This window comes from Flavobacteriales bacterium (assembly GCA_029248105.1).
GTDB lineage: Bacteria > Bacteroidota > Bacteroidia > Flavobacteriales > UBA7312 > UBA8444.
Map to the genome: position 1 here is coordinate 39,783 of JAQWJZ010000003.1, position 25,161 is coordinate 64,943.

General features: G+C 34.4%; 14 protein-coding genes and 1 pseudogene. 10 read left to right on the forward strand and 5 right to left on the reverse strand.

The genetic code is table 11. The features are described from left to right. Positions 1 to 24 precede the first annotated feature (24 nt). From P8I29_00305 to gyrB, 3 genes are all read left to right on the forward strand, one after another. Complete coding sequence (locus P8I29_00305) at positions 25 to 3,096, forward strand: tetratricopeptide repeat protein (GenBank protein MDG1916244.1); 3,072 nt, start codon at positions 25 to 27, stop codon at positions 3,094 to 3,096. After that, entirely contained in the window at positions 3,086 to 4,783 is a 1,698-nt protein-coding gene (locus P8I29_00310; protein MDG1916245.1) for a hypothetical protein, read from the forward strand. The genes P8I29_00305 and P8I29_00310 overlap by 11 nt, the downstream gene beginning before the upstream one ends. A 122-nt stretch (positions 4,784 to 4,905) precedes the next feature. Next, complete coding sequence (gene gyrB, locus P8I29_00315) at positions 4,906 to 6,843, forward strand: DNA topoisomerase (ATP-hydrolyzing) subunit B (GenBank protein MDG1916246.1); 1,938 nt, start codon at positions 4,906 to 4,908, stop codon at positions 6,841 to 6,843. Positions 6,844 to 6,911: 68 nt separating this feature from the next. On the opposite strand, the gene P8I29_00320 is transcribed toward gyrB, so the two are convergent. The 3 genes from P8I29_00320 to P8I29_00330 form a co-directional block, all read right to left on the reverse strand. Beyond that, positions 6,912 to 9,401, reverse strand: a complete 2,490-nt coding sequence (locus tag P8I29_00320) for a gliding motility-associated C-terminal domain-containing protein (GenBank protein MDG1916247.1) — start codon at positions 9,399 to 9,401, stop codon at positions 6,912 to 6,914. A gap of 194 nt (positions 9,402 to 9,595) precedes the next feature. Beyond that, positions 9,596 to 10,603, reverse strand: a complete 1,008-nt coding sequence (locus P8I29_00325) for a gliding motility-associated C-terminal domain-containing protein (protein ID MDG1916248.1) — start codon at positions 10,601 to 10,603, stop codon at positions 9,596 to 9,598. A 244-nt stretch (positions 10,604 to 10,847) separates the two neighbouring features. Further along, complete coding sequence (locus P8I29_00330; protein ID MDG1916249.1) at positions 10,848 to 11,996, reverse strand: hypothetical protein; 1,149 nt, start codon at positions 11,994 to 11,996, stop codon at positions 10,848 to 10,850. 137 nt (positions 11,997 to 12,133) lie between these two features. On the opposite strand from P8I29_00330, the gene mdh reads away from it, so the two are divergent. Further along, positions 12,134 to 13,069 (forward strand): malate dehydrogenase, encoded by a 936-nt coding sequence (gene mdh, locus P8I29_00335; GenBank protein MDG1916250.1) that lies wholly within the window; start codon positions 12,134 to 12,136, stop codon positions 13,067 to 13,069. Positions 13,070 to 13,120: 51 nt separating this feature from the next. On the opposite strand, the gene P8I29_00340 is transcribed toward mdh, so the two are convergent. Beyond that, the gene (locus P8I29_00340; protein ID MDG1916251.1) at positions 13,121 to 15,304 is read right to left on the reverse strand and encodes an FG-GAP-like repeat-containing protein; all 2,184 of its coding nucleotides are present in this window, start codon (positions 15,302 to 15,304) and stop codon (positions 13,121 to 13,123) included. Between the two features lie 151 nt (positions 15,305 to 15,455). Between P8I29_00340 and secDF the strand changes: the two are divergent. Further along, positions 15,456 to 18,416: pseudogene (gene secDF, locus P8I29_00345) on the forward strand (protein translocase subunit SecDF). A 106-nt stretch (positions 18,417 to 18,522) separates the two neighbouring features. Continuing rightward, the gene (gene tatA, locus P8I29_00350; GenBank protein ID MDG1916252.1) at positions 18,523 to 18,747 is read left to right on the forward strand and encodes a twin-arginine translocase TatA/TatE family subunit; all 225 of its coding nucleotides are present in this window, start codon (positions 18,523 to 18,525) and stop codon (positions 18,745 to 18,747) included. Between the two features lie 66 nt (positions 18,748 to 18,813). Here tatA and P8I29_00355 read toward each other — a convergent pair whose 3' ends face one another. Further along, positions 18,814 to 19,821, reverse strand: coding sequence for a glutamine synthetase beta-grasp domain-containing protein (locus tag P8I29_00355; protein MDG1916253.1), 1,008 nt, complete (start codon positions 19,819 to 19,821; stop codon positions 18,814 to 18,816). Between the two features lie 172 nt (positions 19,822 to 19,993). Between P8I29_00355 and P8I29_00360 the strand changes: the two genes are divergently transcribed. From P8I29_00360 to pyrF, 4 genes are all read left to right on the forward strand, one after another. Then, positions 19,994 to 22,024 carry an OmpA family protein gene (locus P8I29_00360; protein MDG1916254.1) on the forward strand — a complete coding sequence of 677 codons (2,031 nt, stop codon included), beginning with the start codon at positions 19,994 to 19,996 and terminating at the stop codon, positions 22,022 to 22,024. Between the two features lie 63 nt (positions 22,025 to 22,087). Next, positions 22,088 to 23,254: an AIR synthase-related protein gene (locus tag P8I29_00365; protein MDG1916255.1), complete on the forward strand. Its 1,167-nt coding sequence runs from the start codon at positions 22,088 to 22,090 to the stop codon at positions 23,252 to 23,254. Then, positions 23,255 to 24,325 (forward strand): peptide chain release factor 1, encoded by a 1,071-nt coding sequence (gene prfA / locus P8I29_00370; GenBank protein MDG1916256.1) that lies wholly within the window; start codon positions 23,255 to 23,257, stop codon positions 24,323 to 24,325. It abuts the gene before it with no gap. Positions 24,326 to 24,327: 2 nt separating this feature from the next. Next, positions 24,328 to 25,146, forward strand: coding sequence for an orotidine-5'-phosphate decarboxylase (gene pyrF / locus P8I29_00375; GenBank protein MDG1916257.1), 819 nt, complete (start codon positions 24,328 to 24,330; stop codon positions 25,144 to 25,146). Positions 25,147 to 25,161 lie beyond the last annotated feature (15 nt).

Sequence of the window (25,161 nt, forward strand, 5' to 3'; positions counted from 1 at the left end):
ATAAATTAGCATCAAATTTTACAAATGAAACTTAGAGTTTACGTTTTATTTTTACTTTTCAGTCAATTTTCCTTTGCACAAAATTGTGATGTTGATCAAATCAATGATCTTCTTCAAAAACAGCAATACGCTCTGGTTTATTCTATGGCTGATGCTTTGAAAGAATGCGGTGAAGTTAGCGACTCTGATTTAGAATGGGCTCAATTTCAACAAGCCTTTTGTGCATTGGAATTGTTTAACGATGAGGCCCAGTTTCTTCTAGAAAAATACCTTGACGGTTATCCCAATGGAAGCTATAGAAAAGAAGCCTTCCTATCTTTAGCCAAATTGCATTTTAGAAATAAGGAATACGATAAGGTAATTGCCAAACTTAACAATGTTGATGTCTACGATTTAGAGTTTCAGGAAGAAGCAATGTATTATTTTCGCTTAGGTTATTCCTATTTTTCATTACATAAATATGACCAAGCTAAGGTTGCTTTTTTTGATTTAAAATCAATTCAATTTACCTATTCAGAGCTAACAACCTATTGCTTGTCTCACATGGCCTATGAGGAAGGAAATTATGCCACTGCTCTTCAAGGATTTGAGCAATTAGTTTCTACGCCTACACTAGGATTTATTAGTAAATATTATATTACTCATATCTTTTATTATCAGGGGCGTTATCAAGAATTGTTGGCTTTTGCGAAACCATTATTAGAGAAAAGTTATAACCCCAAAAGAGATAATGAGCTGAAGAGATTGATTGGAGATGCATACTTTGCTATGGGTGAGTATGAGCAGTCAATTGAATACTTAGAAGATTATATGTCTGACGATGCCTCGAGCTCATTAGGTAGAATAGAAAAATATCAACTGGCTTTGGCCTATTTTGAACTTGATAACTTTAAAAAAGCTACGGACTACTTTGAAGATGTCTTGCTTGATAAAGATAGTCTTTCTCAATTCGCTGCTCATCAACTGGCTCAATCCTATTTAAATTTAGATGAAAAATCCTTAGCTATAAACGCTTTTAAATATGCGTCTTCAATTGATTACGATTATAGCTTAAAAGAAGATGCTGCATTTAACGCTGTAAAGTTGATTTATGACGAGCAAACCTCCTATGATAATGCTATTGAGAGTATAGAACAATTTCTTGAAGATTACCCAGAGTCTATTCATCTTGACTATGTTCAAGATTTATTAATCAAAGCCTTTACATCTACCAAGGATTATCAGTCTGCTATTGACAAACTTTCTAGTTTGAAAAGTATGACATTAACACAGCAAGAAGCCTATCAGAAACTTAGCTATTATTTGGCAGCCGAGCATTTTGTCAATAAACGCTATAATGAATCCGTCTCTTGGTTTGATAAAACAATCCAGTATCCGATTAATAATACATTATTTTCACTAGCATATTATTGGAAAGGAGAAGCGTTTTATCACTTAGAGGATTACACTAACGCTATTCAATCGTTTGATATTTTTAATGTCAAAGACGGTTCGTTTTTATTAAAGGAATACAAGCAATGTCAGTATTCATTGGCCTATGCATATTATCAGTCCCAAAAATATAAGGACGCCATTGTATGGTTTAGAAAATTTGTTAAATCATCTGATGATGAAGATAAGCTCACAGATGCATACCTGAGGTTAGGAGATGCGTATTATATGACAAATGATTATGCTAGAGCGCAAGAGTTTTATGCTTTGGCTGAAGAGAAAGCATCTTTTGATATGGATTATTCCATATATCAGCAAATACAATGTTTTGGCTTGACTAATCAGAGAAACAAGAAAAGAACAGCTCTCATTCAATTAATTGCTGATTATCCACAATCGCTATACAATGATGATGCAATGCTTAATTTAAGCTCTATGTATTTGAACGAAGATAGGCAAGAAGAGTCCGTCGCTCTATTGTCTGATTTAATCAAAAAACACCCTCAAAGTGTATTAGTGAAAACAGCTCTTCTTAAATTAGGTCTCAACTTTTATAACGAAAGTAATTCTGATTCTGCAGTTTATTATTTCAAGTCAGTCATAGATAAATACCCAAATACAAAAGAGTCTAAAGAAGCACTTATAGCTTATAAAAATGTTTCCATAGAATCTGGTGATGTAAAATCGTATTTTGACTATGTAGGGCAGTTGTCCAATGTGAGTGTAGATATAGCATCGAAAGATTCCATAAGCTATGAAGCTTCAGAAAACTTATACCTCAATCAAGATTATGAAAAGGCGTCACAAGCATTTAGCAATTATTTAAGTGAATTTGCCTCGCCTATCTTTAAGTTAAATGCCCACTTTTATAAAGCAGAATCTTTATTTAATACTAATCCTGAGCTGGCTGTTGAGGATTATCTTAGTGTTTTGGAGTTTCCTCAAAACATGTTTTCTGAACGTTCTCTTATTCGTTTAGCTCGAATAGAATTTAAAAGAAATGAGTATGGTGTTGCTGCCCTACATTACACTGGTTTATTAGATATTGCCCAAGATAATAGCATCAAAAGAGAATCTACTATTAAGCTATTCTATTGTTACAAAAATTTGGGTTTAAAGGATAGCTTTTTAGAGTATGCCAAAACAGTTCTTACATTAGACAAATTGGATGCTGACTTAGAAAATGAAGCTCGCTTAGTTATAGCAAACGCTTATTTTAATGAGTCAGAGTTTCATCTAGCTAAGAAAGATTACCTAATTATTTCTGAAGCTACACAATCCCAAATTGGGTCTGAAGCCAAGTATCAGCTGGCATATTTAGCTTTTCTAGAGAGTGATTTTGATACTTCTGAGAAAATTATTTTTGAGCTTTCTGAAAATTATTTTAGCGATTTTTATATTGCCAAGGCCTTTATATTACTAGCAGATATATATTTAGAAAGGAATAATCTATTTCAATCTAAAGCGACTTTACAAAGTATCGTTGATAATTATGAAGGTCAAGATCTAAAAGATATATGTAAACAAAAAATAGCTCAAATAGACTTGCTTAATGAGAAGGAGCAAGATGAGACTGAAAAAGACGACTTAATAATTGATCTTTTAAACGATATTGAACTAAACGAATTGTTTGAAGAAGAAAATACTTTAGAAGATGAAGAATAAAATATTTACAATCATTTGTATTTCGATAGGTGTTCTTTTAGAGATTAACGCATTTGCTCAGTCTGATGAAAATTTAGGGGTTCAGGAAATTCAAGTTACTGAATCCTTTATTCCTGATGTGCCAGAGGCTAACAAACTAACTGATATACCTACGCTTTCTGATACCATTAAAACGGTCAAAAATGTAAGTTATTCGCCAATCAATAAGCGTTTTGAAAGTCAATTGAAGCTTAATCCAATTAAGGCTGCAAAAATCAAAGGAGAACCCCTAAATAAACTGTATCATACATATATCTATGGTGGTCTTGGAAATATGAGTATGCCAACATCAAAACTATTTTATAGCTCAGACAGGAATAAATCCATATCCTACGGACTATCTTTGTCTTATATTGAGTCGTATTCTGATGTGAAAAGTGCTTTTGATGAGGAGATAAAAGTATCCGCAGCATTTAGAGAAACAGATTTTTCAGCATTTTTGAAAAAAGATTTTGAATTCGGAATTGTTAATGCTTACGCTTCAAGACAAGGGAATATGTTTCAAGCATACGGTTATGACCCTAGCCTCAATTTGGAAGAAAAATTTACTGAAGAATATTGGGGGTATTCAACTGTGAGCTTATCCTTACAGAGCAAAAATACCGATAAGAGTAAAGCGAGTTACTATGCTAAATTATTTGCATACGATTTAAACGAACAAACAGAGAATTCAATTTCATTTCTTTTGACTGCAAAACAATCGGTGGGATTAAACGCATATACTATTGACTTAGGAATGGACTACGATTTTAATAATCTTTCTAAAAAATATGTTTTTGCAGATAGTTTGGCTAAAGAGCTGATAATAACCTTTCATCCGTCTGTAAGTAGAGAATTGGCTGGTGGAGATTTAAATTTAGGTTTTGAGCTCAAGTCAATGGATACTAGAGATTCTGCTGATATTAGTTTGGTTGTTTTTCCTCACGTACGTTATGATTATGTCTTTTCAGATAACTTCCAAAGAGCTTTCATTGGTGTTAGAGGTGGCTTAGATGAAAATTCATATTGGACTTTAAGCAAGAAAAATCCATTTATATTAAATGCGCTAACTACAGATGGCGGCAGTTTAGAATTAATAAATAGCCAGATTAAATACGATTTTTATGTTGGAATGAATTCCTATTTAGGATCAGATGTGAATTGGTCCTCTGAATTATCATACGCTAGGGTTCAGGATATGTCATTTTTTGAATTAGATCCTCATTCATTATATCAGAATAAGTTTAAGGTTGTTTATGACAATGTTAACCATTTGCAATGGTCGTCTACCCTAGGCTGGGATGTGAACCCTAATGCTAATGTCAATTTACAACTGAACTACCATAAGTATGATTTAGACTCCTTGCAAGAGTATGCCTATAAGCCTGCAATCATATCTAAATTAGGTTTTTCATATGATATTGGCGATAAAATTTTACCTCAAATTGAGCTTGTCGGTGCTTTTGATCGCTCTACTGCTAGTGATTCATCTTCAGCAACCCCCATATTGAATGATATAGTCGATGTTAATCTTGCCTTAGAATACAAATACAACACTATTTTTTCTGCTTATTTTAAAGCCAAAAATCTGATAGGAGGTTATCAAATTTGGGAGAATTATCCTGTTCTAGGTCCACAAGTCTTTTTTGGACTCTCATTCCGTTTCTAGACTTATTCACTATTTGTTAATAAGTAGGCACTTTATTTAGTACTTTTTTGTAGTGATTTATTGTCCTTTTTTTACTTTTGTTTTAATCTAGTAAATAGCCAAGTTAATAAACAAAAATAATAATGAGTGAAAATTTAGAAAACAAAGCCGATTATGGCGCTGGTAATATTCAAGTACTTGAGGGTCTTGAAGCAGTTAGAAAAAGACCAGCGATGTATATTGGCGATATTGGTCAGAAGGGTCTACACCATTTAGTATATGAGGTTGTCGACAACTCTATCGATGAGGCACTTGCAGGACATTGCTCCGAAATAGATGTGGTTATCAATGAAAATAATTCTATTACAGTAATTGATAATGGTCGTGGTATCCCTACAGATATGCACCCTAAAGAAAAAAAATCAGCACTTGAAGTTGTCATGACTGTACTTCACGCTGGTGGTAAGTTTGACAAAGACTCTTATAAAGTGTCAGGTGGATTACATGGTGTTGGTGTATCTTGTGTGAATGCCCTATCTATTCATTTGAAAGTTGAGGTACATAGAAACGGGAAAGTCTATCATCAAGAGTATGAAAGAGGGGTTCCTATGTATGATGTTAAAGAAGTTGGAACTACCGACAAAACAGGTACTATTGTAACCTTTTTACCTGATAATGAAATATTCCATGAAACAGTATATCACTTTGATATACTTCAAAGTCGTTTGAGAGAATTATCTTTTCTAAATAAAGGGATAAAACTTTCATTAACCGATAAACGCCGACAAGACGAAGAAGGTAATGACATTAAAGATAATTTTGTCTCAGAAAACGGACTAATTGATTTTGTTGAATTAATAGATGAGAATAGAGAAAAATTGTTGGATAGCGTTATTCACATGGATACCGAAAAGAATGGTGTTCCTGTAGAAATAGCGATGCACTACAATACTTCATATAGTGAAAATATTCACTCATACGTGAATAATATTAATACTCACGAAGGAGGTACACACCTTTCTGGTTTCAGAAGAGCACTTACAAGAACGTTAAAACGTTACGCTGATGAGTCTGGAATGTTGGATAAAGTGAAGTTTGAAATTGCAGGAGATGACTTTAGGGAAGGTTTAACGGCAGTTATTTCAGTTAAAGTTATGGAGCCTCAATTCGAGGGACAAACCAAGACAAAATTAGGGAATAAAGAAGTTACAGGTGCAGTAGATCAAGCTGTTGGTGAAATGTTGACTAATTATTTGGAAGAAAATCCAAATATGGCTAAACAGATCGTCCAAAAAGTACTTCTTGCTGCACAAGCTAGAAATGCCGCAAGAAAAGCACGAGAGATGGTTCAAAGAAAGAATGTTCTTTCTGGTTCCGGCCTTCCTGGCAAATTAGCAGATTGTTCTGATAAAGACCCTGAAAAATGTGAAATATTCCTAGTCGAGGGTGATTCTGCAGGGGGTACGGCAAAGCAAGGAAGAGATCGATTTTTTCAAGCAATTCTTCCTTTGCGAGGTAAAATCTTGAACGTTGAGAAGGCAATGCAACATAAAGTCTTCGAAAATGAAGAGATTAAAAACATGTACACCGCATTAGGTGTTACCATTGGAACTGAGGAAGATTCCAAAGCGTTGAACCTCGAAAAGCTAAGGTATCATAAAATTGTAATTATGACGGATGCCGATGTTGATGGTTCTCATATTGCAACTCTTATCCTTACGTTCTATTTCAGATACATGAAAGAATTAGTCGAAAGCGGGTATTTATATATTGCTACACCTCCTTTATATCTTGTGAAGAAAGGGAAGGAGCAGCATTATTGCTGGTCTGATGAAGAGCGTGACATGATGGTGGAAAAGATGAATGGTGCAAGTATTCAGCGTTATAAAGGTCTTGGTGAGATGAATGCTGAGCAATTGTGGGACACTACAATGAATCCTGAAACCAGAACCTTAAGACAAGTAACTATTGATAGTGCTGCAGAGGCAGATAGAATATTCTCTATGCTAATGGGTGATGAGGTGCCTCCTCGTAGGGCATTCATTGAGCAGAATGCTAAATATGCTAAGATTGATATTTAGAGTTATAATTGGTACTAATAAAAAAGCCCTCATTTGAGGGCTTTTTTTATTTAAAATATCTTATAAAATTATCTTACTAGTGTAATTGTTCCTGTACAATTTTCACAATTGGTGTGATCGTAAATACGATACTCAAAATCTTGATAGCTTAATACATAGGAATAGGTTCCAGTAATTAGAGGATTACCTGTTCTCATATTCGTTCCATCCCATGCCATATCAGGATCGTTTGATTGAAATACCATTGAGCCATATCTATCAAAGATAGCTATTGAAAACGTTTCTGTTCTCATAGCATGATGAAAGACTTTAAAGGTGTCGTTATTTCCATCTAAGTCTGGTGTAAAACCATTAGGAACAAATAAAGTGTGTTCTTCTTTTATGGCAAGGGTGCCATATATACTGTCTTTACACATGAACTCATCTGTAACGACTAATTTTAAGTCATAATATTTAATTCCAGAGCTGTCCAGATCAACGGATAAGTCTAAATTCAAGACATCCTGTGAGTTAGCCGTAAAGCCGTTACTCAATTCCCATTGCCATTCTACTACATTACCTTCTGAATTATCGTAAATATTGATAATAGGATAATTAGTTGTTACCGTATCATCAAGAACTCTATAGTCTGCTATAACAAAAGGAGGTTGAGTAATTTCAAAAGTTAATTCGTTAAAACATTGATTAGCATCTTCTACCATAATTGTATAAAAGCCTTCAGACAAATCGTATATGTTCTGATCAGTAGAGTAAAAAGAATTTTCTCCTTTCCAAACAAATGAAATTGGTAAAAACTCTTCAGAATAAGGTGGGTTGTCTGGTCCTCCCCAAGAAGAAACCTCTATAAATCCATCGTTATTATAGGTGCAGCTTTTATGGTTGTAGTTTGCTATGTCCAGAGCTAGCGAGTCCGGTTGGGTAAGATCGAATATAATATTATTCGGGCAGCCCTCAGCGTCTTCAACAGTAAATGAATAATTTCCTGATGGAAGATTGTATATATCGGCTTGTCTTGAAATCGTATCATTATTTGCTAGGTCAATCCAATAGTAAGAATATGGAAGTAGACCTCCACTAGCCAAACAAGAAACCCAAGCATCGCTACCATCATAACATCTTACGTTAAAACCATTGTAGTCAGAAACAGTACTGCTTAATGATATCGATGAGTTTTCAGTTAATAAGTATGCTGCAGAATCTTCACAATTATTGTTGTCTGTTACATTTATCTGATAGTTTCCCGAAGCTAGGTTATTTATTGTTGTGGTTCCATTGCCAGTAATTGGATTGTCTCCACTCCAACTGTAATTGTATGGTGGTGTTCCACCGCTAACAGTAGTGCTTATAATACCATCGCTAAATCCAAAGCAACTAACAGGATCAATCGATTCGAATATTTCGATATCTTGAGGAGGCGTTGAGATAGTGTAAGGGCCTGACGTATAATTGCAACCCAGGTTATCAGTAATCGTTAAGTTGTAAATATCAGCTTCAAGGTTAAATATATCCTCACTGTCAGAACTGTAATTGTTATTCACTGACGACCATTCGAAAGTAAATGGAGGTGAACCGTTTGAAGTATTGATTTCAATAGCTCCAAATATTTCGCCAGGGCAAATGTTATCATCTATCACAGCATCAACGATTACTGGTGTAGAAACAAATACGGTGACTTCATCTGTATAAACGTCTGGGCATTCCGATGCTGTTACGGTGTATGTTGTTGTCGTAACAGGAGCAACAGTAATATCTGTTCCTAAACCAATAACAGTACCTGTTTCATCTTCCCAAACAACATTATTGTTATTAGCACCATCAGGAACAAATCGGAAGGCTTGATTATTTCCTGTCATTTGAGTGTTATTCCAACCATTTTCGATTAAAAATTGACTCTCATCTTCGTTGACAATTCCCAATACTGATTCGCCATTATTCCAATTGGCACACAAAGGTTGATCTTGAATGTGAATTTCAATAACGTTTGTGGTTTCATAAATCTTTATTTGCCCGTTGAACTGAAATCCTGCACAATTGAAATATCCAAAATCTTCAAAAGAGGCTACGAATCTTCTAAATGGTGCAACACCATATACATTGTAAAACAGTCCGCCACCATTATTTGGGTTTAAATCCATCCATGGACCTAAAATTGCATTAATGACTTGTCCTGGAGGTAATGCACTTGGAATAGTATAGGTGTTCCAAGCAGAGTATGCATTTGCATTGGTCAAGTCGAATGTTAAATAATTATTAGTTGAAATTAAAAGTTGATCGTAGATATTACCATAGAAACAAAAATTGAAGCCTATGTCAATAACTCCAGAATGTACATCATCACCAAGTCCATTAAGATTAGTCCCCGAATTGAGAGGGTCCATGTCTAATGGTATGTTTTCAATAGTGTAATCGCTTGTTCCGATTGAGTTTGGTGTGTAATCAGCAGACAAGTCAACATCTTGAAGGTCGCATATGATAACATCTGCGCCAGCATCAATCTGTGCTTTTGCTTGATTGCTATATATTAATACTAATGTAATTATAAGGGTTAAGTATCTCATAAATGAACAGATTTTACTTGTTAAATGTTCAGTCTATAAAGATACAAATAAAATCAAATATCTGAAAGTTAATTTATCATTGAACCTTATAGGCTCAAATCAATTATTATTTAGTTACCTCGTAATCGTGATGGTTCCAAAACAATTACTACAGTTTGCTCGATCATAAATCTGATACTCAAAATCTTGATAACTTAAAATGTAGAAAAAGCTCCTACAGGTAGGGCTCTTGAAGAAAAGCTAGTTCCGTCCCATTCAAAGTCAGGGCTTGAAGACGTATAAATCATAGAGTCCCAACGGTCATAAATAGCTATTTTGAATGAGCCTTCTAAGATGCCGTGATGCTCAATCTTGAATATATCGTTCTTTCCGTCAAAGTTTGGTGAAAATCCATTTGGAATAAATAGGGTGTGCTCATCTTTTATTGAAAGTTGGCCATAGGTGCTATCAGTACAGCCAAATTCATCAACCACAACAAGTTTTAAATCGTAGTAAATAATACCCAGAGAGTCTAAATCAATATTCGAAAAATCTATTCCATAAATATTCTCTTCGGTCGAAGTTAACCCATTACTTAACTCCCAATACCACTCAACAATATTGCCTTCAGAGTCATCAAAAAGATTCATGATAGGATTGTTTTTTGTAACTGGATTGTTTTTAGTTCTGTATTTTGATTTGACCTCCGGTGGTTGTTGTATTTCAACCGATAGCTCCTCTATGCAATTATTAGCATCTGTAACTATCACTGTGTATATGCCTTCGGATAAATTATTGATGTTCTGGTTATTTGAGTGAAAAAATGATTCATGTTTTTTCCACTGAAATGATTTTGGCAAATACAATTCAGACCCTACAGGATGATTTGGACCACCAACAGTAGATGTTTTTATAAATCCATCGTTATTGTAGGTGCAACTTTTGTGTTTAATGTCAGAGACTTCAATCCTCAATGCCTCAGGCTCCGTAAATATAAAATCGGTGTTAAGTATACAATCTTTGGAGTCAATGACTTTTAGTAAATATTGACCAGATTTAAAATTTTTGTAATTAGAGTTTTGACTTATGGTATCGTTAGATTCAGAATTAATCCAATAGTATTTGTATGGCGAGATCCCTCCTGTAACATTATTTGATACGGAAGCATTACCACCTTTGCATCTAATATTGTATCCGTTGTAGTTAGAAATTTCACTAATCAATTCAATTATACTGTTTTCTGGAACATAGAAAGTTGAAGAAATTTCACAGCCATTATTATCGGTTAAATTTAGTTGATAATTACCAATACTAAGCTCACTGATTGTATTTCCATTTTCTGTGAATCCATTTTCGCTTACCCAATTGTATTGGTAAGGAGGAGTTCCGCCACTTACTAAAACTTCGATTAAGCCATCACTAAATCCACTACATCTAGCTCCAATGATACTATCTTGTATAACTAAATCAGGGGGGGGTAGGAGATATAATAAACGATTGATTTATTTCACAATCCATACTATCGGTTATAGTTAAGTTATATGTATCTGCGATTAAATTGTTAATGTTTTTTGATGTTGATGTGAAAGTATTGCTATTATTTGACCATAAATAAGTAAAGGGATGAGTTCCGCCCGTATGCTTTATGTCAATTGCGCCATATATCTCATCGGGACACATATTATCATCTATTGTAGGGTTAATGTCAATTGTTGATGAAACAAAAATAGTTACTTCATCTGAATAAGAATCTGGGCATTCAGATACACTAATGGTATATGTAGTTGTTGTGTCTGGGTTAACTAACATAGTTGCACCATAACCTATGAAGCCTCCTTGATTGTCATACCATTCAATACTATTTTCTCCATCGTTTGGTGTGAACCTAAAAGCTTGGTTATCTCCTGTCATTGTAGTATTGTTCCAACCATTTTCTATTAGAAACTGCGTTTCATCTTCGTTTATTATACCCAGAACAGATTCCCCATTATTCCACGAATCACAAAGAGGTTGATCTTGTATGTGTATTTCAATATTGTTGGTAGATTCAAATAGTTTTATTTGACCATTAAATTGCATATTCGAACAAGAAAAGTATCCAAAATCGTTGAACGATACTATGAATCGTCTGAATGGTGCTTTTCCTTCAATGCTATGGCTTATGTTGCCACCATTAGAAGGGTTAAGGTCTATCCATGGGCCTAAGATGGCATTGACTACCTGGCCTATTGAAGATATACTTGGAATAGGATAGGTGTTCCATGGAGAATAAGCGTTTACATTTTCTATGTCAAAAGAAAGGTAATTATTTGTTGAAGCGACTAACTGATTATACACATTGCCATAAAAGCAAAAGTTAAATCCAATATTAATTATGTCTGTATGAGAATCATCAGATAATAGATTTATAACAACGGGATTAGTCAATGTTTCCATTTCAATGGAAATAGGTTCAATAGTGTAGTCTGATGTTGAAACGGAATTAGGGGTGTATTCAATGGATAAATTCACATCTTGTGGTTCACAGATTACTATGTCTGGTCCAGCATCAATTTGAGCATAGATGGAGAAAGTTTGAAAAAAAATAAAGAGGAATATTGATATAAATTGTCGCATTTAAAAGTAAGTTTGGCTCTAAACAAAATTACATTTTTATTTTCAAAACGTAAAATTTGATTTTTTTAGAATTTATTTAAATAAAATTAAGGGGTTGAATTCTATTTTTATAATTAATTTTGCCAAAAATTTATACTATGAAAGTAACAGTTGTAGGCGCAGGAGCCGTAGGTGCTAGTTGTGCAGAATATATTGCTATAAAGAATTTTGCATCTGAGGTGGTTTTAGTTGACATTAAAGAAAATTTTGCCGAAGGTAAAGCTATGGACTTGATGCAAACAGCATCGTTAAATGGTTTCGACACAAAAATAGTTGGCAGTACTAACGATTACTCCAAGACTGCAAATAGTGATATTGCAGTTATTACAAGTGGTATTCCACGTAAGCCAGGAATGACGCGTGAAGAGCTAATCGGAATTAACGCAGGTATTGTTAAAATGGTTTCTGAAAACCTGATAAAACATTCCCCCAATGTTATACTTATTATAGTAAGTAATCCTATGGATACCATGACTTATTTGACACATAAAGTTACCGGACTACCAAAACACAGAATTATTGGTATGGGCGGAGCTTTAGATAGTGCTCGTTTCAAGTATAGGTTAAGTGAGGCTTTAGAATGTCCTTCTTCGGATGTTGATGGGATGGTTATTGGTGGGCATAGCGATAAAGGAATGCTCCCATTGACTCGACTAGCGACTAGAAATAGCGTTAGGGTTTCTGAGTTTATCAGTGAGGAAAGATTAAATCAAGTTAAGGAAGATACTAAAGTAGGAGGCGCTACTTTAACTTCTATGCTAGGTACTTCAGCTTGGTATGCGCCAGGAGCTGCGGTATCGTCTTTAGTTCAATCAATTGCTTGTGATCAGCATAAAATGTTCCCTTGTTCTGCATTATTAGAAGGTGAATATGGCATGAGTGACTTGTGCATAGGAGTTCCTGTAATTTTAGGTAAAAATGGTATCGAAAAGATCGTAGAAATTGACCTTAATGATGAAGAAAAAAACAAACTTGCTGAATCAGCAGAAGGTGTTAAGGCAACTAACGGTTTGCTTAATGAAGTGAACGCTTAATACTTTTCAATAATAAAAATCATAAATAAAAGAGAGCGATTGCTCTCTTTTTTATTTTTTGATAATTTTTTTCCACTCTGATAACTTATCTTGTTGAATATGAACAAAATAAGAGCTTGTTGGCAGGTGTCCAAGGCTGATGGATGAGGGCTGATATATTTTTTCTTTTTGAACTAAACGCCCCAATACGGAGTAAATGGATAAAATAGTTTCTTTATCAGTGTCAATATTTATATAATCGTTGAATGGATTAGGAAAAATATCAACTGCAGATTTGTAAATGTTGTTCTTGATGCCAGTTCCAACACTATCATTTTTAAAGTAAAATAACCCACCTGTCTCCATTCCTAAAAATAAGTCTCTTTTATTGTCAGCTGTAAAATCTTCAAAAAGAACAGCTGTATTTTTACCGTCATTTATCCATTGAAAATTATTTGAAATGAGTTCAAAATTGGAAGAAAGGTTGTTGTTAACACTTTGGTAATGGTAAATTAGTCCGCTTTCACTACCAATAAGAATATTGATTTCATTGTCTTTCTCAAAAACATAGGGAGTGCTAAACCCATACAAGCTCTCGTCGTTATTAACTGATATTCCGCCAAAGTCATCAATTAATGAGTTAAATATTGGACTATAGGGTGTTCCAGTATTTTCAGCATAACTTAATGTGCCATCTACTTGACCAATAATTAAGTCAAATAGATTGTCATTATTCATGTCGTATAAAAAAGGGGTAGCATGTTGGCCTATATCTATGGAAAAGAAGCTAACGTTTTCAAGTTCAAATAATGCATCTTGTCCATCGTCTGCATTATTTTGAAAGTAGTGCAGTTTTCCGTTATTATCACCCAATATCATATCTACATCTCCATCGTTATCTAAATCTGCAAGGGTAGGGTAAAGTCCGTTAACTGTTTCGTTTAGAATTGTATCTAGTGCTATTGATGAAAGGCCACCATAATCTCTGTTAATCACTTCAAAGTTAGGTTCTGTTTGACTTCCTATATTTCTTAATAACGCAAGCTGAGATGAAGGGTTGCTATTGTTGAAATATCCGTAATTACCAATGAGTAAGTCTTTTAATCCATCGTTATTATAGTCTATTACAGCAGGGTAAGCGCCTGACCCAAAGTCCAAGGTGTTGTCTTGCAGAAAATCTTTTTGACTGAATTCAAATGTTGGATTGTTATCTGCGCCAGTATTTAGGAATACCATGATGCTCTCAAAGTTTTCAGCGTTATTATTTATGTTAGGGCTAACAACTAAATCCCTGATATTATCATTATTAATGTCAAGGTAAAATGCAGCAGGAAATGAGTTTATTTCAGCACTAATATCACTTCCGTTTCCGATGGGAAAATCTTGATTTACAGAAACCATATTTGCACTTTGAGAATCACCGCCGTTGGTTAACATATTTAAATTGTTAAACGATACATCACCCAGAATAAAATCCATGTCGTTATCGCCATCTATGTCAAGAGCAAGTGTTGATGAGCCGCTATGAGCTCCAGAAGATCGAATTTGAGGCTGATTAATTATAGCATCTTCTTCACAACTGTTGAAATCATAAGTGTTTAATCCTTCAAAAAATTCTCCCCAACAATCTGTCTTTAATTCAAAAACTAAGCTGTCGCAATTGCCATAAAGCTCTTGGCTTTGATTCTGATGATATTCAACATAACCACCACTTTGTTTGAACGTTAACACATCGACATCCCCATCTCCATCTACATCTACAAAAGAGGGGATATCTACTTCTGAAATTATTATAGCACTTAGTATAGGGCCTAAATCGCTTATTAAGGCAGTCGTTTCGATTTGAAAATTTATATTTTCTCCTTGTGAAGTGTTTTTGTAGACTTTAACGTAACTGTCGTTGTAGGTAAAGATATCTTCTTTTCCATCGCAGTTGTAATCAATTAATAAAGCCCATTTCTTTAGCTCAGGAAAATCATGGCTATATTCTACAGAATAGTCAAAATCTGTTCCTACCCCGTCATTAGCATTCAAAAAACATAATACTCTATCACCGATTCTTTCAAATACAAAAATATCTTTTTTGCCATCGTTATTGAGGTCTATATTAGATAGTTGACATGAATTGAGTCCGCCTGTAAGGGGATTTTTTATTAGGCTTCCGTTTTCAATAATTGAAATGTCTGATCTATTGAGGAACTGACTAAATAGCGCCAATGGAGCTATAAGAAGAAATAGAATAAGGGCATTTTTCATACATGCAAATTTACGATTAAAATTCTATGTGTGTGATAGTATTTGGGAATAGAATAATAGACCATTCTAAACCTAATAATTTAGTTATCCTCATTTCAATTGCTATTTCAAAATTGAAATTCTATATTTGCCCGTTCTAAATTAAAATATTATGCAAAATAAAAGTTTTATCTCTCTGTTCGCATTAGTGTTTGCAATTGTTTGTCTATACCAATTGTCTTTCACATGGATAGCTCAAGGAGTTGAGAAGGATGCAGTAGAGTATTCGAATGGAGATGAGTTTAAAGAAAAAGCTTATTTAGATTCCATTTCATCGGAGCCTATCTACAATATCGGAGTTAAAAACTACACTTATAACGAGTGTAAATCAAGAGAAATAAATCTTGGTTTGGACCTTAAAGGTGGTATGAATGTTACTCTTGAAGTATCTGTTGTGGATGTGATAAGAGCAATGTCTAATTAAAACAAAGATGAAGCGTTTAATTCGGCTATTAACTTGGCAGTGAATAAACAGCTAGATAGTCAGGATGACTTTGTTACTCTATTCGCTCAATCTTTTACTGAGTTAAACCCAGAGGGAAAGCTTGCCTCAATTTTTTATACACCTGAACTAAAAGATAAAATAAACTCTACTTCGACAAACGATGAAGTAATGGGAGTGATTCGTACTGAAGTTGAAGATGCGATTGACCGTTCATTTAATATTTTGAGATCTAGGATAGATAGATTTGGTGTTTCTCAACCAAACATTCAGCGTTTAGAAGGCTCAGGAAGAATTTTAGTTGAATTACCAGGTGTTAAAGATCCAGAAAGAGTTCGTAAACTTCTACAAGGAACAGCACAATTAGAGTTTTGGGAAACGTATGAAAATGCTGAGATTTTAGGTGCGATTGATCAAATTAATACATTTCTTAAATCTCAAGTTGAATTAGAAGATACAATTGCTGATTCTGAGGAAATTGTTGAAAACACTGAAGTTGAAGAAGATTTTAATTCAGATTTATCTATTGATGAGTTAAGCACAAACTCAGAAGCTTCTTCTGATACTGCAGCTATGACTGCTGAACAATTTTCAAGAGAAAACCCATTATATGCCGTTTTATTTCCTAATCTGAATCAATCCAACCAACCTAACGAAGGTCCTGTTTGTGGAATATCTTCTGTAAAAGATACTGCTGCGGTCAATGCTTTTTTAAAGATGGACGAGGTTAAGAATATATTACCTAGAGATGTGCGTTTTTCTTGGACTGTAAAGCCATACGATCCCGAAGGAAAGTTTGTTCAGTTAGTTGCTTTAAGAGTTACTTCAAGAGATGGTAAAGCGGCTATGGAAGGAGATGTCGTTACTGATGCTCGTACCGACTTTGGTCAGTTTAACGGCTCACCTGAGGTGTCTATGGCAATGAATGCTGAAGGTGCAAGAATGTGGAAAAGATTAACAGCTGACAACATAGGTAAAAGTGTTGCTATTGTTTTAGATGATTATGTGTATTCATTTCCGACAGTTCAATCAGAAATTTCTGGTGGAAGATCCCAGATAACAGGTAACTTTACCATCAACGAAGCAAATGACTTATCTAATATCTTGAAGTCAGGTAAATTACCCGCACCTGCAAGAATCATTGAAGAAGCAATTGTTGGACCATCATTAGGTCAAGAGGCTATTGATTCAGGCTTGAGATCATTCATTATAGCCTTGTCAATTGTATTGTTGTACATGATGTTCTATTACAGTTTTGCTGGTTTAGTATCAAATATTGCCCTTTTGGCAAACCTTTTCTTTGTGTTTGGTGTTTTATCCTCATTAGGTGCTGTACTTACGCTTCCTGGTATTGCAGGTATTGTATTAACAATTGGTATGTCAGTAGATGCAAACGTTCTTATTTATGAAAGAATACGTGAAGAGCTAATGAACGGCAAAGGGCTAAAGCTAGCTGTTTCAGATGGTTACAAAAATGCTTACAGTTCAATTATTGATGCCAACGTGACCACTCTATTGACAGGTATTGTTCTTTATATATTTGGAAGTGGACCTATTAAAGGATTTGCTACAACTCTTGTAATAGGTATTTTGACATCTTTATTCTCAGCTATTTTCTTAACACGTCTAATATTCCACTGGAGATTAGAGAAAAAGGGTGTAGCATCTTTTGATAACTCAATTACCAGAGGTGCATTCAAAAACACAGCTATTGATTTTATTGGTAAGCGTAAAATTTTCTATGGAATATCATCTCTTATTATTTTGATAGGAATAGGTTCTTTAGTAACCAAAAAACTAAATTATGGTGTAGACTTCAAAGGGGGTAGAACTTTCGTTGTTCGTTTTGATGAACCTGTTGATAACGAAGCGATTAGAAATTCACTAGCTAATTATTTTATCGACGACTCTGGTCTTAAAATGTATCCTGAAGTAAAAACCTTTGGGGATAATAATCAAGTGAAAATTACTACTAAATACCTTATTGATAGTAAAGAATTGAGCGCCGATGCTATTGTTAGTGGCAAGTTAGACGATGGATTGGTAAGTATTGGTGATTATGAGGTGATGAGTTCTCAAAAAGTAGGACCAACTATTGCAGATGATATTAAAGTATCAGCATTATGGTCTATAATGTTCTCATTACTTATAATTTTCTTATATATCCTATTGAGATTTAGAAAATGGCAATTTAGTTTAGGTGCTGTTGCAGCAGTATTCCACGATGTATTAATTGTCTTATCAATATTCTCTTTGTTTTATGGGGTATTACCATTCTCATTAGAGATTGATCAAGCGTTTATTGCAGCTCTTTTAACAATAATTGGTTATTCTCTTAATGATACTGTTGTTGTATTTGATAGAATTAGAGAACATATGAATATCTTTAAGAAAAAAGAATTCAATTCACTAGTGAATAATGCATTAAATAGTACATTAAGTAGAACAGTAAACACGTCGCTTACTACATTCTTTGTGTTATTAGTAATATTCTTGTTTGGAGGTGAGGTAATTCGAGGATTTATGTTTGCATTAATGGTAGGTGTAATTGTTGGGACTTATTCTTCATTATTTGTCGCTTCACCAATAATGGTCGATACGGTCAAAAAATCAGAAGAAGATAAAAAATAAAATTCTTTATTTCTTAAGATTAAAAGTGCCCCAAAATTTGGGGCATTTTTAATTTAATGCAATTACTTTTATTATTTAACTTTGCGTTGTTAAGAACACATATTATATGACTTCTATTTTATTATTTATAGGCGGACCAGAAATTGTAATTATTATGTTGGTGGTCGTTATGTTATTTGGCTCAAAAAAAATACCTGAAATTGCGCGAGGCTTGGGTAAGGGTATGAGAGAGTTGAAAGATGCATCTAACGATATAAAAAGGGAAATTCGTTCTAGTGCAACATCAGTTAAAGAGGAGATACAAAAGGTCGAAAAAGACTTAGAGAAATAATCCATAAAGCTAAAAAAAACTAACAAGAGCTCTTGTTAGTTTTTTTATTTACTTAAGTAAAATAATCTACTCGGCGCTTTTGACAGTTTTTATAATCCTAGCCGCAATTTTATAAGGATCGCCATTTGAAGCTGGTCTTCTATCTTCTAACCAACCTTTCCATCCATTTTCAACTACCATAATAGGAATTCTTATAGATGCACCTCTATCAGAAACACCATAGCTGAAATCATTGATTGATGCTGTTTCGTGTAAGCCAGTAAGCCTTTCGTCATTATAGGCACCGTAAACAGAGATATGCTCTTTAGTTACTGGTCTGAATGCTTCACAAATCTTTTCATACGTTTCTTTAGAACCACAAGTTCTTAGGGTTGTGTTTGAAAAGTTAGCATGCATACCTGAACCATTCCAATCGCCTTTAACTGGCTTTGGGTGGTATTCAATGTAATAGCCGTAGCTTTCGGTTAATCTGTCTAAAAGGTATCTTGCAATCCAAATTTCATCACCAGCTTTTTTAGCTCCCTTAGCGAATAATTGAAATTCCCATTGTCCACTAGCAACTTCTTGGTTAATTCCTTCAAAATTAAGCCCAGCCTCAATACATAAGTCAGCATGTTCTTCAACAAAATCTCTACCATGAGTATTTCTTCCGCCAACAGAACAGTAATACAGTCCTTGTGGACCAGGATACCCGCCTAATGGAAATCCTAAGGGGAGTTGTGTTTGAGTGTCCATAATGAAATATTCTTGTTCGAAGCCGAACCAAAAATCATTATCATCATCATCAATGGTTGCTCTTCCGTTTGATGAATGATTGCTACCATCCGCATTTAAAACCTCAGTCATTACAAGATAGCCATTAATTCTTGTAGGGTCAGGGTAAATTGCGACAGGTTTAAGTAGGCAGTCTGAAGATCCACCTGAAGCCTGTAAAGTAGAACTTCCATCAAAAGACCATATAGGGCAGTCTTCTAGCTTACCACTAAAATTATTGATAATTTTAGTTTTACTTCTCATATTTTGAGTTGGCTCGTAGCCGTCAAGCCAAATGTACTCGAGTTTACTTTTAGTCATTTTTTAACTGTGTTAAATTAGATAGTGTATTAAGTACACAAATATAGTTGATAATGTCGTTTATTTGCGGTAAAATTACCAAAAATATTAACAACTTTTTAATAGATATTAGATTGTAATGTTATCGAATGAAATAAATCCTTATTTTAGCAAAAATTCTATGATTTAAAAAATGAAACATTTACTTTCACTTACGATGTTGTTTTTTTTGGTGTCTACAACATCACTTTTGTCACAATCTTCTAAGAAAAACAAGATGTCTAAGGCTGATAAAGCCTATATGATGCAGAATTATTATGAGGCTGAAAAGCTTTATAAAGCAGATTATGCTAAGGAGAAAAATAGAGCTAAAAAGGCTGAATTAATTTTTCTTCAGGCTGAATGTGCACGAAATATAGGTACGCCGATTTACTTAAAGAAAGCAATGGCTATGTACAAAAGAGCCATTAAAGCAAAATACCCTCATGCAGAAGTGTATCTTAGGTATGCGCAGGTGTTACAAAAGCAACAAAAGTTCTCAGATGCTATAGTTCAATATGAAAAGTATAAAGAGTTTAAGCCTAACGATGATAGAGCTGACAAAGGAATACAATCTTGTATGTTTGCCCTTGACGCACTTCAAAACCCAAGTCGCTACGAGTTAACATCTTTTCAGCACAATACTAACCAAGAGGAATACTCTCCGTGTTATGCTAGTAGAGATTATGATGAGTTGTTTTTTACATCTTCTCGTGACGGTTCGTTAGGAAAATCTGCTGATGGATTTACTGGTAATTCTTTTACTGATATCTATTGGTCTAAATACGATAAAAAGAAGAAAAGATGGTCCAAGCCATCTCCATTTGAAGAGCCGATGAATACTTCTGACCACGAAGCATCTCCTTCACTCAACAAAAGAGGAAATGAATTATACTTTACCAGGTGTATGGAAAACTCGAAAATCAAGCCTATTCCTACATGTGAAATATATTTCTCCAAGAAAAAAGGCAAGAATTGGATTTCTCCAGTATTGTTGCCGCTACCTTACGACAGCGTAAGTAGTTTTGCACATCCTTCACTAAGTTCTGATGGAAAGGTACTTTATTTCTCATCTGATATGAAAGGCGGTTATGGAGGTAAAGATATCTGGTATATCAAAAAAGTTAAAAGAGATGAATGGAGTGAGCCTATTAACTTAGGGGATGAAATAAATACGAGTGGAAACGAATTGTTCCCTTTTATACATGCAGATGGTTCTCTTTATTTTTCATCAGACGGTCATGTTGGTATGGGCGGGCTTGATATTTTTAAAGCGGTATTTGATGCTGAAAATAACCTTCGCTCTGTAAATAATATGAACAGCCCAATCAACTCATCAAATGATGATTTTGGAATTATTTTTGAAGACGAAGAAGAGAGAGGATACTTATCTTCAAATAGATTAGGTAGTAAGGGAGACGATATATACAGATTTAATTTGCCTAAACTTAATTTAACTCTTTCAGGGATTATCACTGATTTAAAGACTAAGCAAATTATTTCAGGTGCTACAATTGATATAGTAGGTAGTGACGGGAGTATTTCTCAAACTGTTACTGACAATTCTGGAAGATATTTATTTGATGAAGAGTTCGTCAAGGAGAATGTTTCTTATAGCATAACGGTGTCAAATGAAGGTTACTTATCTTCTAATTTTACGCAATCAACAATAGGAGTAAATGAATCAGTAAATATGGTTCAAGATATTGTCCTTGAAGCAACTCTTAAAGAAATAGTCTTGCCTAAAATCGAATACGACTTTAATAGTGCTGAGTTAAGAAAAGAATCCAAGGAAGCGCTTAATACACTAGTTGCAGTTCTTGTAGAAAACCCTAACGTTGTGATTCAATTACGTTCGCATACAGATAACAGAGCTGGAGATGAGTTCAATATGGAGTTATCTCAAAGAAGGGCTCAAATTTGTGTAGACTATATGGTCGATAAAGGAATAAAACCTATGAGGTTAATTGCAAAAGGAGTGGGTGAGAATGAGCCATTTGTTATGGATGTAAAAGATGGTAAACTAAAACCTGGTGCAATTCTAAATGAAGCATTCTTTGAAAAATTAAAAAGAAAGAAAGATATCGAAAAGGCGCATCAATACAACAGGAGAACAGATTTCAAAGTTGTTCTTGATTCATTTTACGATGCCGAGTCGGATAGAGTGCTTCCCAAAAAGAAGTAGCTTAATTTAACAATTTTAAAAGCGTCTCGATTTTTTTTCGAGATGCTTTTTTTTTACAAAATAATGAGCAATAATAGATACAATTTAAGAGGTGTTTCTGCTGACAAGGAAGATGTTCACAATGCTATCAAAAATGTAGATAAAGGGTTGTTCCCTAAAGCATTTTGTAAAATAGTTCCTGATTATCTTGCGAATGACGATGATTATTGTGTGGTTATGCATGCTGATGGCGCAGGCACCAAATCATCTTTGGCTTATATGTATTGGAAAGAAACCGGAGACATTTCTGTATGGAAAGGCATTGCCCAAGATGCCTTAGTAATGAATATAGACGATTTATTGTGTGTTGGTGCAGTCGATAATATACTATTATCATCTACAATAGGAAGAAATAAAAACTTAATACCTGGTGATGTTATATCTGCTATAATTAATGGAACAGAAGAGTTGCTAGCCGATTTAAGAGGTTTTGGTGTGGATATACACTCAACTGGAGGAGAGACTGCAGATGTTGGTGATTTGGTTAGAACCATAATTGTTGATTCTACCGTTGTAGCAAGAATGAAAAAGTCTAAAGTTATTTCCAATAGTAATATTAAGGATGGTGATGTTATAGTAGGTTTGTCATCATTTGGACAAGCTAACTATGAAAGTGACTATAATGGAGGTATGGGGAGCAATGGTTTGACATCAGCACGACACGATGTTTTTGCCAAGTATCTTTCAAAAAAGTATCCTGAAAGTTTTGACGCCTCTGTGCCAGAAGAATTAGTTTATTCTGGGAGTAAATCGCTAACAGATACTTTAGAAGGATTAAGTATAGATATTGGTAAATTAGTGTTGTCACCAACTAGGACTTATGCCCCTATAATCAAAGAAATTCTAGAAAGACATAGAGAAGATATTCACGGAATGGTTCATTGTAGTGGTGGAGCACAAACAAAAGTATTACATTTTGTAGATGATGTTCACATTATAAAAGACAATATGTTTGATATTCCCCCTTTGTTTGACTTGATTCAAAAAGAATCTGGTACGGATTGGAAAGAGATGTACAAGGTTTTTAATATGGGGCATAGAATGGAATTATATGTCTCTCAAGAAATCGCTGACTCACTAATTTCTATTTCAGAATCATTTGGTGTTGAGGCTAAAATTATTGGCAGAGTAGAGTCCCACAATGGTAAAAAATTAACTATCAAAAGCTCCTATGGAGAATTTATATACTAGATGTTAGACAAGTTAGAAGCGATAAAAAATAGATTTGATGAAGTGTCAGAGCTTATTGTTGATCCCAACATAATTTCTGATATGAAACAGTATATCCAACTTAATAAAGAATACAAAGACCTTCAGCCGATTATTGAGGCTTATCACGAATATAAAAATATATTATCCAACATTGAAAATGCAAAAGAGATGTTGAAAGATGATGAAATGAAGGAAATGGCAAAAATAGAGTTAGACGATTTGATGCCAAAACAAGAAGTCTTGGAGGAAGAGATAAAGGTTTTATTAATTCCTAAAGATCCTGCTGATTCTAAAAATGCAGTTGTCGAGATACGTGCTGGTGCGGGTGGTGATGAAGCAAGTATTTTTACGGGCGATCTGTATAGACTTTATAGTAACTATGCTAGTTCAAAAAGTTGGAAAACAGAGGTTGTTGATGTGGCAGAAGGAACTTCTGGAGGGTATAAAGAAATCATTTTTAATGTCAAAGGTGAAGATGTTTATGGAATGCTAAAATTTGAATCTGGGGTACACCGTGTTCAAAGAGTGCCTCAAACTGAAACTCAAGGAAGAGTGCATACATCGGCTGCTTCTGTAGTGGTCATGCCTGAGGCTGAAGAGTTTGATGTTGAAATAAAAGATAGTGATATAAGAAAAGACACCTATTGTTCTTCGGGTCCAGGTGGTCAGTCGGTAAATACAACTTACTCCGCTGTTAGACTAACACACATACCAACAGGTGTTGTTGCACAATGTCAAGATCAGAAATCGCAGCACAAAAATTACGATAAAGCCTTGAAAGTATTGCGTTCTCGTATTTATGAAATTGAAATGCAAAAGCGTTTAGAAGAGTTGTCTGGCCAACGTAAATCAATGGTCGTAACTGGAGATCGTTCTGCAAAGATCAGAACTTACAATTATCCTCAAGGTCGAGTAACAGATCACCGTATTGGACTCACACAATATAACCTATCTAATGTAATGGATGGCGAAATTGATAAATTTATCGAGGAGTTACAATTGGCTGAAAATGCAGAAAGGCTAAAAGAAGGCACCACTAATGATAATTAACAATGACTAAAGAAGAGTTATTTCAGCAAATACAAAAGAAAGAATCTTTCCTATGCATAGGTTTAGATACCGATTTGCAAAAAATACCAAAACACCTTCTTGATTCAGAAGATCCAATATTTGAGTTTAACAAACAAATAATTGATGCTACTCACGATTTGTGTGTGGCTTATAAGCCCAACATAGCTTTTTATGAAAGTATGGGACTTAAGGGTTGGGATAGTTTACAAAAGACACTTAATTATATTCCTAAAGAGATATTTACAATTGCTGATGCTAAAAGAGGTGATATCGGAAACACATCTAATATGTATGCCAAGACCTTTTTTGAAACTTATAATTTTGATTCAGTTACAGTTGCGCCATATATGGGTTCTGATTCAGTAAAACCTTTTCTAGATTTTGAAGGTAAGTGGGCTATTGTTTTAGCATTAACATCAAACCAAGGCGGATTAGATTTTCAGATGATTAAAGATTATGATGGTAATATGTTGTATCAAAAGGTATTGGAGAAAGTACAAACCTATGGGCAGAACATAATGTTTGTAGTGGGTGCTACTAGATCAGAATCTTTAAAAAAGGTTCGTGACATAGCCCCTGATAACTTTTTACTTGTTCCTGGTGTAGGTGCTCAAGGCGGTAGTTTAGAGGATGTTGCTAAATACGGAATGAATGACCATTGTGGTTTGTTAGTCAATTCATCAAGAGGAATTATTTACGCTAGTTCTTCGGAAGACTTTGCCATTGCCGCTAGAAGAAAGGCCTTCGACTTGCAAGGTGCTATGAGTGAAATGTTGAAAAAAGCATCACTCGTACAATAAAAGATACAAAAACAC

Coding starts and splice junctions, on each gene's coding strand:
- prfA (MDG1916256.1), top strand. CDS start 23,255: ATGTTAGACAAGTTAGAAGCGATAAAAAATAGATTTGATGAAGTGTCA.
- tatA (MDG1916252.1), top strand. CDS start 18,523: ATGACTTCTATTTTATTATTTATAGGCGGACCAGAAATTGTAATTATT.
- P8I29_00360 (MDG1916254.1), top strand. CDS start 19,994: ATGAAACATTTACTTTCACTTACGATGTTGTTTTTTTTGGTGTCTACA.
- P8I29_00365 (MDG1916255.1), top strand. CDS start 22,088: ATGAGCAATAATAGATACAATTTAAGAGGTGTTTCTGCTGACAAGGAA.
- pyrF (MDG1916257.1), top strand. CDS start 24,328: ATGACTAAAGAAGAGTTATTTCAGCAAATACAAAAGAAAGAATCTTTC.
- P8I29_00310 (MDG1916245.1), top strand. CDS start 3,086: ATGAAGAATAAAATATTTACAATCATTTGTATTTCGATAGGTGTTCTT.
- P8I29_00340 (MDG1916251.1), bottom strand. CDS start 15,304: ATGAAAAATGCCCTTATTCTATTTCTTCTTATAGCTCCATTGGCGCTA.
- P8I29_00320 (MDG1916247.1), bottom strand. CDS start 9,401: ATGAGATACTTAACCCTTATAATTACATTAGTATTAATATATAGCAAT.
- P8I29_00305 (MDG1916244.1), top strand. CDS start 25: ATGAAACTTAGAGTTTACGTTTTATTTTTACTTTTCAGTCAATTTTCC.
- P8I29_00330 (MDG1916249.1), bottom strand. CDS start 11,996: ATGCGACAATTTATATCAATATTCCTCTTTATTTTTTTTCAAACTTTC.
- P8I29_00355 (MDG1916253.1), bottom strand. CDS start 19,821: ATGACTAAAAGTAAACTCGAGTACATTTGGCTTGACGGCTACGAGCCA.
- mdh (MDG1916250.1), top strand. CDS start 12,134: ATGAAAGTAACAGTTGTAGGCGCAGGAGCCGTAGGTGCTAGTTGTGCA.
- gyrB (MDG1916246.1), top strand. CDS start 4,906: ATGAGTGAAAATTTAGAAAACAAAGCCGATTATGGCGCTGGTAATATT.